This window comes from Faucicola mancuniensis, from assembly GCF_046523945.1.
In the GTDB taxonomy this organism is placed as follows: Bacteria; Pseudomonadota; Gammaproteobacteria; order Pseudomonadales; family Moraxellaceae; genus Faucicola; species Faucicola mancuniensis.
The window spans coordinates 2,109,389-2,124,386 of record NZ_CP171363.1 but is presented as its reverse complement, the minus strand read 5'-3'; the positions used below and the strand labels follow the sequence as shown (position 1 = coordinate 2,124,386).

Sequence of the window (14,998 nt, the reverse complement as noted above, 5' to 3'; positions counted from 1 at the left end):
TCGTATGAACCATAAATTAACTGTATTAGCCACTTTGTTGGCAACTGTCGGCTTAACCGCTTGTGGTGGTGGCGGTGGTGGTGGCTCAAGTAGCCCTACCCCTAGTAATAACGCAAGCAACAACGCAAGCAATAGCAATGGCAGTAATACCAACAACGGCAATGCAAACAATGCCAACCAAACACCGACTGCAACTTTTAGCGATTCGGCAACTTGGGAAGTGGATAGCACCAAAAAAGAAGCCATTTGTTATGACTTTGATAGCAAAACAGAAGTTGGCTGTGATAGCACAATTTGGGATTTTAAATTTGACAATACAACAGGTAGAACTCCAACATTTTGGACAAATGGCGGTACAAGTGGCACTGGCAAAGGTGCGTCATTAGGTCTGTTTGATTGGTCTGAATTAAAAACTTATACCAACGCCACCATTGACCCAAAATCTAAACAAAACATCGCCCAACGCTATATATTAGACAGCACGGCAGGTATTTTTACCACACAATCATGGTATCAATACAACATGGACACGCACCAATTAGCACCCAATAACCGTGTTTATTTGATTACCACCGATAACACCAGTGCCAATACCACCAGTAGCGTACAAGCACCGATTTTTGCCTTGCAAGTGATTAATTATTACAACGAAAGTGCAACATCTGGCTATCCAACCTTGCGTTGGATTGACACAGCTACGCCAAATGATGTTAAAACACAAATGTTTAACGCATCGTCACAAACAGAGTGGACTTATATTAACTTAAGCACATCACAAACCACCACAGCCGATGGCAACTGGCATATCGCACTGCAACGAGATAAAATCAAACTAAACGGCGGTACAAGTGGCAAAGGCAAAGTTGCAGGCTTTTTGGCAAAACAACCAACTGGTTACTATGATGACAAAGGCGAAGCAATTGCCGAAAAATTCAATCAGAACAATATCCAAGAAAGTTTGGCAGATTTGCAGAATACACAGAAGTACAGATTGCCAACTTCTGCCAGAGCTTGGGTATCAGATAGTTTTAGCTCGCCATTAAATCCAGCTTATACAGGTACATTTCCAAACATAGACTATCAATGGTACACCTACAACGGCACAAACCATAAACTTACCGCAAAACCTGAAGACACTGCCAAAGGCGTATTGCTTCGTTCTGCTGAAGGTGATAGCTACGCTCGTATGCGTTTAGCCGAAATCAAATACGCTACTAGTGAAGCCCTTTTGCCAACATCTTGGGTCTTTGAATTTGGTATTCAACCTAAATAATCCGACCAAAAATTTTTGGCAAAATAGACCTCTTTCCAAACTAACCCAACTCGAAATTATAAATGGCACAAATCAAATTAACCCTTAAGCCAAAGCGTTTTCTGCGATTACGATAACGACAGGCTAGGATTTTAAAACGTTTGATTTTGCCGATAACATGTTCATTGGTTACCCGTTCAGAAGCTAATTCTCGATTGGCTTGTTTGTCAACTTTAGATAGTGGATTAAGCTTGGTTTTCTTTTTTGGGAATTTGCTATTGGCATGGTGTTTGTGTATGCCTTGATAGCCCGAATCTACTTGGATTAAGATACTAGGCTTTATACGCATTTTTGAGTATTGGTAAAGTTTAAAGTCATGGGTTTTACCTTTGCTAAAATGGGTACAAAGTATTTTTTTGCTGTTTTTATCGACAACGATTTGTGCTTTTAAGGTGTGGTGTTTCTTTTACCTGAGTATTGCCTGCGTTGCTTTTTTTGGGTCGCTCACAAGGTACTTCGGTTGCGTCTATCAGTACGGTTTCAAGGTTTGGGTCTTGCCATAAAGCCTTTTTGCTAGGTAGGGCAAAGTCTTTGTGGGCTATCAGTATGCTTTCTACCCATTTGATGGTTTTACAGACAGCACTTTCACTGATACCAAAGTCTTGCCCTAGGTGAAATTGGGTGCGATATTCTCGGTAGTAACTCAAAGTCAGCATGAGCTTGTTTTCTAGGCTGATTTCATTTTTCCTGCCACCTTTTTTGTGTTGTTCGTTGTATGCTTCTTGTAGTATGGTGAGCATATGAGTATAGGTACTTCTTTGGATGCCAAAGTAGCGTTTAAATTGTGCGTCACTGAGTTTTTCTGCTTGTTCGGGTATCATGCTTTTGCTGTTTTTTCTAAAAATCAGTATTATACCAAATCACTATTAAGGTTTGGAAAGAGGTCTAATAAAAAACCATTTACAATCGTAAATGGTTTTTTATACAACATCAAAATCAATGTCTAAACTGTGGTAAAAACGCTGGAATCCCTGGCAACATACCGACTGCACCCATCGCAAGGCACAAGATAACAAAACCCACCGAAGGAATTACCACTCGTCCTGCAAAGCCCAAATCGGTACTGCGTTGTTTATCACCGATTAATCCTAGATTATCCAACAACATAGTCAAAGACCAACCAAACACAGGATTTACCAACGCTGAAGAGAACACCACAACAGCGGCAGATTGTGTGGTTTTGCCTTTACGGGTCATTTCCATGCCTGCTTCTAGTAACGGTACAAACACACCGACCACCAACGCCACAGATAACACAGGTTGCCAAACTGCCAAATCCATCGGATAACCCCAAAGACTTGCCATGATACAAAAAACAGCCGTCAAAATCGCCCCTGCTGGGATTGGACGCTTGGCAATAGCCGCAGGGACGATGTACGTTCCCCAAGATGAGGTGAAGTTTGCACCACCCAATACCGAACCTGCAACTTGTCGCATAGAACAAGCAATCGTTGTATCATCAATATTCATGTGGGTTTTTTCAGATTTTTCTGGATAGCTTAATTTTTGGAACACTTGATGACCCAAAAAATCTGGTGTCCACATCGCAACCGCTAACACCGCAAATGGAAACACCACCAAAAAGCTGTTAAATGTTGGCAGACCCATTTGCCAGCCTGTGGTTTCTCCCCACCAATACGTTGGGCTCATGTGTGGCAAACCAGGGGCGGTCTTAAACTCAAACGGTGCTCCAAAAATAAACGCCAACACGCCTGCCATCAAACAGCCAACAGGCACAGCCAACCAACGTTTTTGCCAATGCTCAAGCAGTGCATACAAAATAATTGTTGCCAAAATAATGATAAAAGCGATGTGTGGCAAATTAATGCTTGCCGCCCATTTCATCATTTTATCCACTTGACCGATAGTTCCCACAAAGCCAAGGTACAATAGCAACCCACCGCATACACCATTACTGGTGAGTTTTGCCATTAAGCTACCGCCTTTTAGCAAGCCTAACGCCAAACCAAACACCCCGATTAACAAACCAAATGCCAATGGATGTCCGCCTGCGGCAACCACAATCGGAATCAATGGAATGAGAGGTCCATGCGTACCGGGCAAATTTGACGTTGGCAAAAACATACCAGAAAACAGCAAAATAAACACCGAGACAATCAGTAATTCATACCGCACATTTTCTAACACAAAACTGTCTGGCAAGCCTAACGGCACAGCAAACGCCGCCGCTACCGCTCCTACCATCACGATTTTGCCAATCGTCCCCGCCAATGCAGGAATGGCATCTTCAAACTCAAAACGATAATCTTTAAAAGGTAAATTTACACCCCAGCGTTTTGGCTTCATAATCTGAAGCTCATGATTAAGATAATCCGCTCGGCTGGAAAAACTAGAACTTGGCTTATGCAACTGTTCATAAGATTTTGACATATCAATGTCAGACTCAATGACCTGTGAATCGCTCAAAATAAACTCCTTTTGAAATCTGCAACCTGCGTCAATGCCGTTGCTATTACAATATTACTTATTTGATTCAAAATGTAACTTTTTGAATCAAAGAAGCATGGATAAATTAAACGATTTTTGCATAAAAAACAAGCACCAATCTGCGATTGATGCCGTTTTTGTCATAGATAGCCATGATTTTTGGTATTTTTTAAAATGATGATAGTATTTTTGTAACAACTAACCCATTGATTTTTCAAGCTTTTGTTTTTCAATTTCAATTTGTTTTTGCAATTCAGTTACTTGTTGTTCTAACTGGGTTAAGCGAGTTTGTGGGTCTAATCTATCGGCTTGTTGGTGATTATCATGCCGATAACTTTGCTGTTGAAAATCATTTTCTGGATAAAAACTTTGGCGATTGGTATGATTATTTTTGAGCATATCAAACAACCCTGCCAACTGACTGGCAATCGGCAAACCAACAATATTTTGCAATTTTCCGATAATGTCTGGGTCAAAATTTGCCAACAAATGCTCTACATCTGCCAAAAACTGCTCATCATGTTGCAAAGGCTCATCTTCATAAACTGATGGATATTTGCTTAGGCTATTTTGATTAAATTGCTCTAATAGGTGGGTGATATTTTCGGCAAAAATGGTGGCGTTTGGAGTTAAATTACGATTTAAAGCATTATTATCAGAAAGTTTTGGCTCAAAAATCGGCGTTTTGCTGATGACAGGTTCAAAACGAATGCGTTTGTCATTGAACAATACGTCCATTTTTAAGCGTGGTTGACCGATGACAATGCGTAAGGTTTTGCCGTTTAATTGTTGTAAGTTATGCTGAGTGATTGGGTCGGTGGCAAGTGATAAATTGATTATTTTTTCCACGCCTGCCAATAGTAAAACTGTAAACATTTTTAACCTTTTTTAATTAAATTGACAAAAATTTTACATTTGCCAAAATCCATTTTTTGAACTTTTCCAAATAAAATGAATCATGGGCGTATTCAATACGCCCCTACCGATTGCTTTAAAATTGTTAAAAATTATTTTTTAAAACCACGATGAATAGCGACAATCCCACCTGTCAAATTATGATAATCACAATTGACAAATCCAGCGTCTTCCATCATGCCTTTAAGCGTGCGTTGGTCTGGGTGCATACGGATACTTTCTGCCAAATACTGATAACTTTCGCTATCATTCGCCACGATTTTGCCCATCAACGGCAACGCGGTAAACGAATACAAATCATACGCCTTTGACAACGGCTCAAATACAGGCTTTGAAAACTCAAGCACCAGTAAACGACCGCCTTTTTTCAACACACGATACATAGAACGCAACGCCGCATCTTTGTCGGTAACATTACGTAAGCCAAAACTAATCGTTACCAAGTCAAAACTCTCATCGGCAAATGGCTCAAGATTTTCAGCATTGGCAAGCACAAAATCCACATTGTTACAACCTGCGTTAATCAGACGCTCACGACCAACTTCAAGCATGGCTTCGTTAATATCCGACAGCACGACATGACCTGTACGACCGACTTCTTTACTAAACACTTTTGCCAAATCGCCCGTACCGCCCGCAATATCAAGCACGCTTTGCCCCGAACGCACGCCTGTTAGGCTTATCGCATAGCGTTTCCAAAGGCGGTGAATACCAAACGACATTAAATCATTCATAATGTCATATTTTTTGGCAACTGATGTAAAAACTTCGGCAACTTTTTCTTGTTTTTCTGATTTTTTGACGGTTTTATAGCCAAAATGCGTGTCTTCGTTGCCGTCTGTGGCTTCGGTATGCGGATTATAAATCGCTGATTTGTCAAAACCTGTTGAGCTTTGGGTTGAGTTTGGATTTGACAATTGTTCACGAGTGATTTGTTGCCCTTGTGGCGTTGATGGTGGCAAGTCTTGCGTGTTGGCAAATTGTTGTTGCGTTGCTTGGGTCGATTCTGGTTGGCTTGGGATTGTATTGTCGCTCATAAGATTTTCCTGTTAAATGAATTAGCTATTAAACAATAAAAACACTGTTAAAAATTTGTTAAGATAAAGAAAATGGATTGGGTTTATTTTGATGAACATTGTCAATAATTTGCAATTCTTTTTGGCAAAATGGCTCAATAAAATCGCCCATACTTTTAATGGGTTTCATCGCCACAAAACCTTCATTGATAAACTCATATAACGCATCAAAATCATGCTTGTACGCCAATGGTTTAGCAAGTGCAAAGGTTTTTTGCAAAATAAAAGATTTTAAATATTTATCACTTTGATAAAACATTTGTCTAAGCTGTTCAATCTGTTGTTTTCGCTCGTTTTCGGCATTGATGGCACGATACGCAATGAGCATATTTTGCTCATTAACATCAAGCTGATTATCAAATAAATATTGAGATAATTGTAAGTCTAACTTCACTGCAAAAATCGCTTCATTCACCCCTGCCACGCCTGTGGACAAAGCACTGTCTGGGATAAATTTTTCTACTTTTTCGCCTTTTTTTATCATGCGTTCAAGCTGTTTGGCAAGAGTGGCAAATTTGTCGCCACCGTATAATTGCCCCACCAAAAAATCCGCCATTGGCTGAAATTTTGGGTCGCCAAATTGGTCTTGATGGATGGCTAAAATCCGCTCTCGTTGCCATGCTTGCACCGCTTGTAATTTGGCAAAAAGTGCAGGATTGCTGTGATAAGGCAATGCCCAAAACTCGGTTAAATTGTACTGTAATTCGGCTAAAGTACTCATAAATGTTCGGTTTTTTGTCTAATTTTTATCTGATTATAAATTAAAACTCTAAGGTAAACCAATTTTAGCAAAATTACAATAATAAAATGGTGCTAAATTGTTAAAAATGGCAATAAATGTGATAGATAGCATAGATTTTTTGGCTTAAATACTTTAAAATATTGGACTAATTTTTGACACCATTTTTTAGTTTTATTCAAGCAAGCGAGCCACGATGGAAGCATTACGAGAGTTTTTAAAAGGTTGGGCAGGTAAAGGTTTACTTATCCTATTTTTGTTACCCTTAGCGATTACAGGTTTTGAATCTATCGTGCGTCAAGGCGATGACCCAAATGCAGTGGCAAAAGTTGGCGAGCAAAATATTGATGCGTCCACTTTACAAAACACCGTCAATCAACGCCGTGAAGCTTTGCTAGAGTCGGTCAAAGGCGATGCCAGTTTGATTAACGATGAAGCGTTACGCCGTCAAGTGTTGGATAGCTTGATTGACCGTTATTTGATTTTGCAACAAGCACAACAACTGGGTTTTAGCATTTCAGACGCCGCTCTGACCCAAATGCTTGCCACTGACCCTAATTTTCAAGGGGCGGACGGCAAATTTTCTAATGAAATTTTTGGCAATTATTTGCGTTCACAAGGCATTAACAAAGACCAACTTTTTGCCATTTTACGTAATGACAGAGTCGTGCCAGCGTTTAGCCGTAGCATTTTGTCCACAGGGATTTTTGCCAACAGTGGCATTGAGCATTTTATCAATATGCAAACCCAAGTGCGTCCGCTGTGGGTGGCACGCCTTGATTGGCAACAGTTTGCCCCACAGGTTCAAGTCAGCGACCAAGACATCAATGCCTATTATCAAGCCAACAAAGACAATCTAAAAAGCGAAGAAATGGTGAATTTGGCATATTTGGAACTGGATAAAAATACGTTGTCTGTGCCTGCGCCAACCGCCGAAGAACTGCAAACACAGTATCAACAATATTTAAAAGATTCTGGAAATGAAGTCAGCTATGATGTGGCGATGATTTTGGTGAATGGCGACAAAGCCAAAGCCACTTTGAATGATGTTAAAAAACAATTTGATGATAAAAAAGCCGATTTTGCGACTTTGGCAAAACAATATTCCCAAGACGAAGGCAGTAAAAATGATGGCGGAAAGATTGGTACGATTAGCAAAGCCATGTTTCCCAACGATTTTGACAAAATTGTCAATGCGATTAAAAACTTAAAAACAGGCGAAATCACCGCACCAATTCAGACCAATTACGGTTATCATCTATTTCAATTGGTCAAAATCAATGGACAAAATCCACCAAGCCTTGACAGTGTCAAAGCAACATTGGTTGAACAAATCACCCAACAAAAACGTGAAGCCATGTATCAAGATTTGATTGGCAAAATCAACAATGATGCGGTAAGCGGAGCAAATATCAACGAAATCGCCAGTCGTTATAAACTAAACATCAAGCATATCAACGACTACAGCAAACTGAACAACACCAGCGTGTTAAACCAACCTGCCGTCATTAGCACTGCTTTTGATAATACGTTAATTCATGATAAAACAGTGTCTGTCGGCGTTGAATTGCCAAATCGTGTGTTGTGGGTACAACCGAACGATTATCGCCCTGTTAAAAGTTTAAGCCAAACTGAAGCGATCCCAGTTATCAAACAGCGTTTGACCGTGGAAAAAGCCAAAGCGATTGCCAAAACAAAAGCCCAAAGCATTGCGGATAATATTAACAAAAACAATAGTTTGGATAATGTAGGTGCAGATTTTCAAAATCTTGGTACGACCAATCGTTTAAACCCTGCCTTGCTTGATGAAGAGCGTGGCGTGGCATTTACGATGGCAAGTGCTGACGACAAGCTAACGGCTACCACGCAGATGACCGAACAAGGCGTGAGCGTGATTGTCGGTGGCAAAATTACTAGTGATAATCGCCAAGTAACGCCACAAATCCGCCAACAAACCGCACAAATGCTTCGTGATAATATTGGACAGTCGCAGTTTGAAGATTATTTGGCGTACTTGCGTTCGGTGCATGAAGTCAAAATTAATGAGCAAAATGTGCAAACGCACTAAAGCCATTAACAACAAAAAAATACCTAACCTTAAAATTGTTGGGTATTTTTTTATCCAAAATTTAAACCATGATTTTCAACAAGAATTATTTTTGCCAAATCACTTCTGTACCTCCATCAAGCCTTGCAATGACTCGTGCCAATACAAATAAAAAATCGGATAAACGATTGATATATTGCCGTGTGCTTTGGTTAATGTTGTTATCTCGTTCGTTTAATTTGATTAACAATCGTTCGCTATCACGCGCCAAACAGCGAGTGATATGGGCTTGACAAGTCGCTTCTGAACCTGCTGGCAAGATAAATTCTTTTAAATAAGGCAAGTTTTGGTTATAGTCATCAATCCAGTTTTCAAGCGTAACAACATCGTCCGAATTGATAGCGACATAGCCAATTTCGGCATGGTTTGGCAAGGCGATTTCACCGCCAATGTTAAATAATTTGTGCTGAATTTGGCTGATTTGTGCATTGATTTTTTGACAAAAATCGTCAGATTTGGCATTGTTTTGACGGTTTACCACCGCTTGTAACAAACCAATTTGGGCGTTCAGATTATCCACCACGCCCATCGTGTCAAAGCGTAAGTCCGATTTGGTAAGACGCGAGCCGTCCGCCATGCCTGTTGTGCCGTCATCGCCTATGCGTGTGTAGATTTTTGATAAACGATTACCCATATTTTTTCTCCGTTTTTATAAAAATTTGTCAGTTCTAATCCAATACGCATGAACCAGACCGATTAAAAACAAGCCCACGCCTGCTAAGCCATAGCCCACAAGGTGCAGATTTAACAATAAAATAAGCAAAAATGCCCCTAAAAAAAAGCCAACAAATTGATGAACGACATATAACAGCCTGATGATAAATTCATGGTTAAAAATTTTAAAGCGATAGGCAATGCTTGGCAAGGCATAAATCCACCAAATCCAAGGCGAAATCGCCATAATCGTCATAAATTCGTTTTTGCCAGCCAAGCCAATGCTCATAGCAAATAACGGCACGCCCAACGCCACCACCATAAGCGTAAAGGCTCGTGAAGCGGTCAAAAGTGTGTTGGGTAGGATTTTTTGTTGCTCGGCATAGACCAACAAGCCCAACGCCAGCATACCTGCAATATGGGCAAAATAATAGCCTGATTGGTGTAGCGATGTCGCCCAGTTGTCGGCTTGGTTACCCCATTTTCCATAAAAACCGATAAACACCAAACTACTCGCCCCAAGCAACCCACGATACAGCTCAGGGTCGCTCAAGTCCAAGGTAAATTTGTCAGGTCTTGCCAAAAACCAAAAAACCATTTGCCAAAACCCAAACCACACTAACACACCTATCAACAACAAGCCCAAATTGCTATAAACATACACCCAATCACCAAAAACCAAGCCACCGATGACGGTTAAAATGGCAAAGACAGCAATCAACAAAGCTATCGTTTTAACACCAAAGACTTTGTCAAATACCCATGCATTAAGCTGTTTAAGTTTGACATCTTGTTGTAAATTATTAAGCGTATCTAATACAGGGCTATGGCTTGTGTAGCTTAAATAATGGCGTGTCGCTCTGTCTATAGCAGCATTTAGCTGGCTTAATTCATAGGCTAGCTGTGGCAAACTGTTAAGATTTTTTAAAAATTTAAAACGGTTAAATCTATCCAAATCCCAACTTTTGTAAATATGCGGATAATTGACTGCCAAAATCGTATCAATGTTTTGTTGGCCAAATTTGCCAAAATCTTGATAATTATCATCAAGTTGCTTTAAATAAAACCACGGATAATTGTCAATTTGCCAACTGTTTAAATAATTTTGCCAAGCAAAATAGTCAAAACTAGTTTGATAACTTTGTGGAAAAATCGGCTCTTGATATGCCAAAAATTGTAGCAATGCCACTTCATAATCATGCACAAAATCAAAAGATTGTTCGTTTAATTCCCCAAACTGGGCGACAAGGGTTTTGACAAGTTCATGGTCATTTTGATTGTGCCAAATCGCTGTCCAACGTGGCAAATTTTCGTCATCAAAGCTATCAAAATCTTCTTCAGTAGCTTCAGTATCTTCAACAAAGTTATCTTCATTAAAACCATCTTCATGATTTACGTCCGTTGTAGCGTTAGCCACTTGATGAACTGGGGCGTAAGCATAGCTGATTGGCTCAATGGTTGATGAAGTAGCTTCAGTATCTTCAACAGAGTTATCTTCATTAAAACCATCTTCATGATTTACGTCCGTTGTAGCGTTAGCCACTTGATGAACTGGGGCGTAAGCATAGCTGATTGGCTCAATGGTTGATGAAGTAGCTTCAGTATCTTCAACAGAGTTATCTTCATTAAAACCATCTTCATGATTTACGTCCGTTGTAGCGTTAGCCACTTGATGAACTGGGGCGTAAGCATAGCTGATTGGCTCAATGGTTGATGAAATGGGCGGTGCAAAATTTTGATTGTCAATGACCGTTTTATCAATGGCAACTTTATCAAGCATATCATCGGCAATGTTTTCGGCAAAATCATCATCGCTGTCATATTCATCGTCATCTTCATCATCGGCGTACCAATACCGCTCATTTAAGGCGGTTTCGTAGGCTTCTCGCAGTTGTTGAAAGCCTTGTGGATTTTTGTCTGGTTTGTTGTGTTTTAACAAAACGGCATAGGCTTTTTTGATGGCTTTTTCATCTGCGGTGGGTTCAATTTGCAATATTTGCCAACAATTATTCATATTTTTCCCAAAAATTTAGATTGATTATTTAAAAAAATTAAAAATAATCATCATGATTTTCAATTTCGTCAAGTTTGGCAAGCATTTCGCTGTTGGCATGGCGGATTTTATCAAGGTCTTGGCTCTCTAGCATACTTTCGTACCAAGTAATCAGATAATTTAAGCGTTCACGGTCAAAGCCCAATCGCTGAGCGTACAGACGTTCGGCACGAGCCAAGATATGACGGTTTTTTGCGTCATCTCGTGGGTGGATTTTTAACAATGACAATTTGTCTTTGGACGCTTGCAATTCTTCTGCGGATAGCTGTTTTGTACCGTTTTCAATGCTGATGTTGGCGGTTTCTCCTGCAAAGTCGATATCCACTTCTAACAAACCATTGACATCATAAGAAAAGCGGACATCTATCGGTAATTGCGTAGCTTTGCCGTGGTATTTTTTGGGAATGGCGACCGTTAATTCACCCAGTTTAATATTGTCGGCGACCAGTCTGGCTTCGCCTTGATAAATGTTAAAATTGACTTCGGTTTGGTTGTCGTGTGCAGGGGTAAAATTTTTGACTTTACTGGTCGGAATGATGGTATTTCGTTCAATAATCGGCGAAAAAATGCCGTTTTGCAAATGATGTTCATTAATCTGAATACTGGTGTCCACGCCCAGCGAATATGGGGCGACATCGGTCAAAATCATCTCATCAAGGGCGATATCATCAGCGACCAAACCCGCCTGTATCACCGCACCGATGGCGATGGTTTCATCGGGATTTAGGTTGATTGATGGAAAGCGTTTAAGCAAACGGGTCGTCAAGGCACGAAAAACGCTCATACGCGTTGCACCGCCGACTAACACCACTTCATCAAGCTCTTTGACACGGATTTTGGCATCACGCACCGCTCGCTCAATCGGTGCTTTAAACCGCTCTAACAAAGGTTCGCTCAATTCGGTAAATTCGTCAATATTTGTTTGCCATTCATAAGTTTGGTTATCAACCGTCAAGCTCATTTTGCCTGTATTTTGGGTGCTTAGCTGTTTTTTTAACATTTCGGCTTGGTCGTATAACAAGGCTTGATAATCTTGCCAAAAATCGGTGGTGGTTTGGTGGGTTTTGGCTTGATAATCCATAAAACCTTTGATTAAAATTTGGGTAAAATCTTCACCACCCAACACATTATCGCCTGCGGACGCACGCACTTCCATCACGCCTGCAAACAACTCAAGCAAGGTTACATCAAACGTACCACCGCCCAAGTCCAACACCAAAAATTTTTGTTCATCTTTGGCATGGTGCAAGCCATACGCCATCGCCCCTGCCGTTGGTTCATTGAGCAAGCGTTTGACGGTCAAGCCTGCCAGTTGAGCGGCGTTTTTGGTGGCTTGGCGTTGGGTGTCGTTAAAATAGGCAGGCACGGTAATCACCGCTTCTGTTACCGTTTCGCCAAGATAACTTTCGGCATCGGCTTTTAACGATTTTAAAATCAATGCGGACAATTCTTCTGGGCTAAAGCGTTGATTTGCCAAAGTATAAACTTTTTGGCTACCCATAAAGCGTTTAAAAGTGTGAGCCGTTTGGTTGGGGTGGCTGACAAGGCGTTCTTTGGCGATTTTGCCTGTCAAAACAGCCCCATTTTTGTCAATACTCACCACTGATGGCGTTAAATATTCGCCCAACGCATTGGGGATTAGCACCGCTTTGCCGTCTTGCCAAACACCGACAAGGCTGTTGGTTGTACCTAAATCAATACCAATAATCATGTTTTTTTCCTTTATTTTTGTTTAACTTGTTTACCCATTTTGTCAAATAAATAATCTTTATCATCTTGACTGGCTCGGATATAGTCTTGTGACAAATCAAAATTATACGGGTCAGTGCTTTGTAGCGTGTCATCTATAAAATCATACTCAATCGGCACAATAATTTTACCTGTATTGTCAATCACCCCATGTTTTTTACCCTGTTTTACAATAAAAAACTCGGAGCGATAAATGGGGCTGATGAAATCGTATTCATATTTTGTTATCGTTTGATTTTGTGGATTAAGCAGTGCTGATTTGTCATTTTTGGTGGCTTCAAAATAAATATTACCGTCCAAATTTTCCAGTATTTTTAGATTATCATAATCAAAAGGAATCACCGTTTGGTTTTTGACATCAATCATGCCAAATTTGCCATTCTTTTCAACACTTGCCAAACCCTGATGAAAGCCACCATTGGTATCATCATACATTAAGGGAATCGCAATTTCACCTTTGGTGTTGATAAAACCATATTTGTCATTTTTAAGCACGCTGATTAAGCCATTGTCATAAAATTCAAAAATCTCGTCATATTCACCCAATGGCACGACAAATTCGCCTTTGGGATTCACCAAACCATGTTGCTCGGTAACGCCCAAGTTACCAAACATGGGATTTTCGTTTAAATCACGTTTGACAACGATAATCAAGCCATCTGGTAAAGTTTCTGATGAAGTCGTATAGTCATAACCCCATTCTCGTGGATAAGTTATTGCATGATATGTAAGATATCCTAGCGTTATTTACAGTATTTAGGATAAAATACTGCAAATGAACATACATAAAAACACCAGACTGCTACCGTTTGAAAGAGAAGCTATTTGGATAGCCTATCATCAAAACAAACAAAGCGTAACATCACTTGCTGAAGAATACAAAGTATCAAGACCAACAATCTACAAGGTATTGAAACTTGCCAGAGTGAAGTTACTAAAACCACAAACCAGTGTCAATAATCGCTTTAAACAAGCGAAATTTGGCATTAAACGCTTAGCTAAAGTTGAAAAGAGTATACAAGACAAACTCAAAAAACAAGCCAAGCGTTATAATAAATCCTATCCTGGTGAGATGGTACACGTAGATACAAAACGCCTACCACTGCTCAAAGGACAAAATAGCAACAGCCCTAGAGAATATCTGTTTGTTGCCATTGATGATTATTCTCGTGAACTGTATGCTTGTATTATGCCAGACAAAACAGCTTTTAGTGCGGCTAAGTTTCTGACAGAACAAGTTATTAAACCTTGCCCTTATACGATTGAGGTGATTTATTCTGACAATGGCACAGAATATAAAGGCACAAAAGACCATGAATTTGTCAAAGCCTGTTATAATAACAACATCAATCAGAAATTCACCAAAGTTGCCAAACCACAAACCAATGGTAAAGCAGAACGAGTAATACGTACGCTCATGGAAATGTGGCATGAACAATGTGAATTTACAGGTAGTGAACATAGAAAGCAAGAATTAACAAGATTTCTTAATTTCTATAATACCGTTAAACCCCATTCATCTTTAACTAAAAAAGATGATATTACTGGCAAAACTCAAACCTTTACTCCTTATGAGTGGTTGGAGTTTTATTTTAAACAAAGTGTAAATAACGCTTGAGGTTCTTACACATGATATTCATTTGGTAAAATTAGTTTGCCGTTATTATCCACCAATCCGAGCGGATAAGGAAAATCACCATGCGGTGTTTGTACAATATTGCCAACAATCGCAAAGTTTTTTTGGTTGATACATTCAACATAATCAAATTTTTGTTCGGTTTTTGGTTTGACACAGCCAAACGCTTTTTCTTGTTGGGTCAATTCGCTATCGGCAAAGGCGAAATTGGCACACAACAAAGCAACTATCACACTTAAAAATTTCATGTCTATTCCTTTAACAATTAATACGTTAATTAACCTGAATTCGACATAAGAAAAAACTAAA

The 14,998-nt window shown here is 39.8% G+C and carries 12 protein-coding genes and 1 pseudogene; 3 read left to right on the top strand and 10 right to left on the bottom strand.

From position 1 onward, the window contains the following. Positions 1-4: 4 nt before the first annotated feature. Positions 5-1,273: an HmuY family protein gene (locus ACGTJS_RS10455; RefSeq protein WP_410472010.1), complete on the top strand. Its 1,269-nt coding sequence runs from the start codon at positions 5-7 to the stop codon at positions 1,271-1,273. Positions 1,274-1,313: 40 nt separating this feature from the next. Here ACGTJS_RS10455 and ACGTJS_RS10450 read toward each other — a convergent pair. The 5 genes and pseudogenes from ACGTJS_RS10450 to ACGTJS_RS10430 form a co-directional block, all read right to left on the bottom strand. Further along, positions 1,314-2,133 (bottom strand): annotated as a pseudogene (locus ACGTJS_RS10450) (IS5 family transposase). A gap of 115 nt (positions 2,134-2,248) precedes the next feature. Further along, complete coding sequence (locus tag ACGTJS_RS10445) at positions 2,249-3,703, bottom strand: DUF3360 family protein (protein WP_410473260.1); 1,455 nt, start codon at positions 3,701-3,703, stop codon at positions 2,249-2,251. 255 nt (positions 3,704-3,958) lie between these two features. Beyond that, positions 3,959-4,636 (bottom strand): hypothetical protein, encoded by a 678-nt coding sequence (locus ACGTJS_RS10440; RefSeq protein WP_410472009.1) that lies wholly within the window; start codon positions 4,634-4,636, stop codon positions 3,959-3,961. Between the two features lie 131 nt (positions 4,637-4,767). Then, the gene (ubiE, locus tag ACGTJS_RS10435; protein ID WP_410472007.1) at positions 4,768-5,712 is read right to left on the bottom strand and encodes a bifunctional demethylmenaquinone methyltransferase/2-methoxy-6-polyprenyl-1,4-benzoquinol methylase UbiE; all 945 of its coding nucleotides are present in this window, start codon (positions 5,710-5,712) and stop codon (positions 4,768-4,770) included. 58 nt (positions 5,713-5,770) lie between these two features. Next, positions 5,771-6,472: an FFLEELY motif protein gene (locus ACGTJS_RS10430; protein ID WP_315042260.1), complete on the bottom strand. Its 702-nt coding sequence runs from the start codon at positions 6,470-6,472 to the stop codon at positions 5,771-5,773. A gap of 214 nt (positions 6,473-6,686) precedes the next feature. Here ACGTJS_RS10430 and ACGTJS_RS10425 point away from each other — a divergent pair, with 214 nt between their 5' ends. Continuing rightward, a complete protein-coding gene (locus tag ACGTJS_RS10425; protein ID WP_410472006.1) occupies positions 6,687-8,558 on the top strand; it encodes a SurA N-terminal domain-containing protein in 1,872 nt (623 codons plus the stop codon). A gap of 85 nt (positions 8,559-8,643) precedes the next feature. On the opposite strand, the gene ACGTJS_RS10420 is transcribed toward ACGTJS_RS10425, so the two are convergent. From ACGTJS_RS10420 to ACGTJS_RS10405, 4 genes are read right to left on the bottom strand one after another with little or no spacing between them, the layout of a single operon-like run. Continuing rightward, positions 8,644-9,231: a cob(I)yrinic acid a,c-diamide adenosyltransferase gene (locus ACGTJS_RS10420; RefSeq protein ID WP_315042257.1), complete on the bottom strand. Its 588-nt coding sequence runs from the start codon at positions 9,229-9,231 to the stop codon at positions 8,644-8,646. Positions 9,232-9,246: 15 nt separating this feature from the next. Further along, positions 9,247-11,265: a J domain-containing protein gene (locus ACGTJS_RS10415; RefSeq protein WP_410472005.1), complete on the bottom strand. Its 2,019-nt coding sequence runs from the start codon at positions 11,263-11,265 to the stop codon at positions 9,247-9,249. 37 nt (positions 11,266-11,302) lie between these two features. Then, entirely contained in the window at positions 11,303-13,015 is a 1,713-nt protein-coding gene (locus tag ACGTJS_RS10410) for an Hsp70 family protein (protein WP_410472004.1), read from the bottom strand. Between the two features lie 11 nt (positions 13,016-13,026). Further along, positions 13,027-13,707: a WG repeat-containing protein gene (locus ACGTJS_RS10405; protein ID WP_410472003.1), complete on the bottom strand. Its 681-nt coding sequence runs from the start codon at positions 13,705-13,707 to the stop codon at positions 13,027-13,029. Between the two features lie 121 nt (positions 13,708-13,828). Between ACGTJS_RS10405 and ACGTJS_RS10400 the strand changes: the two genes are divergently transcribed. Next, entirely contained in the window at positions 13,829-14,671 is an 843-nt protein-coding gene (locus ACGTJS_RS10400; RefSeq protein ID WP_410472002.1) for an integrase core domain-containing protein, read from the top strand. Positions 14,672-14,676: 5 nt separating this feature from the next. On the opposite strand, the gene ACGTJS_RS10395 is transcribed toward ACGTJS_RS10400, so the two are convergent. After that, entirely contained in the window at positions 14,677-14,937 is a 261-nt protein-coding gene (locus ACGTJS_RS10395; RefSeq protein ID WP_410472001.1) for a hypothetical protein, read from the bottom strand. Between the last annotated feature and the right edge of the window lie 61 nt (positions 14,938-14,998).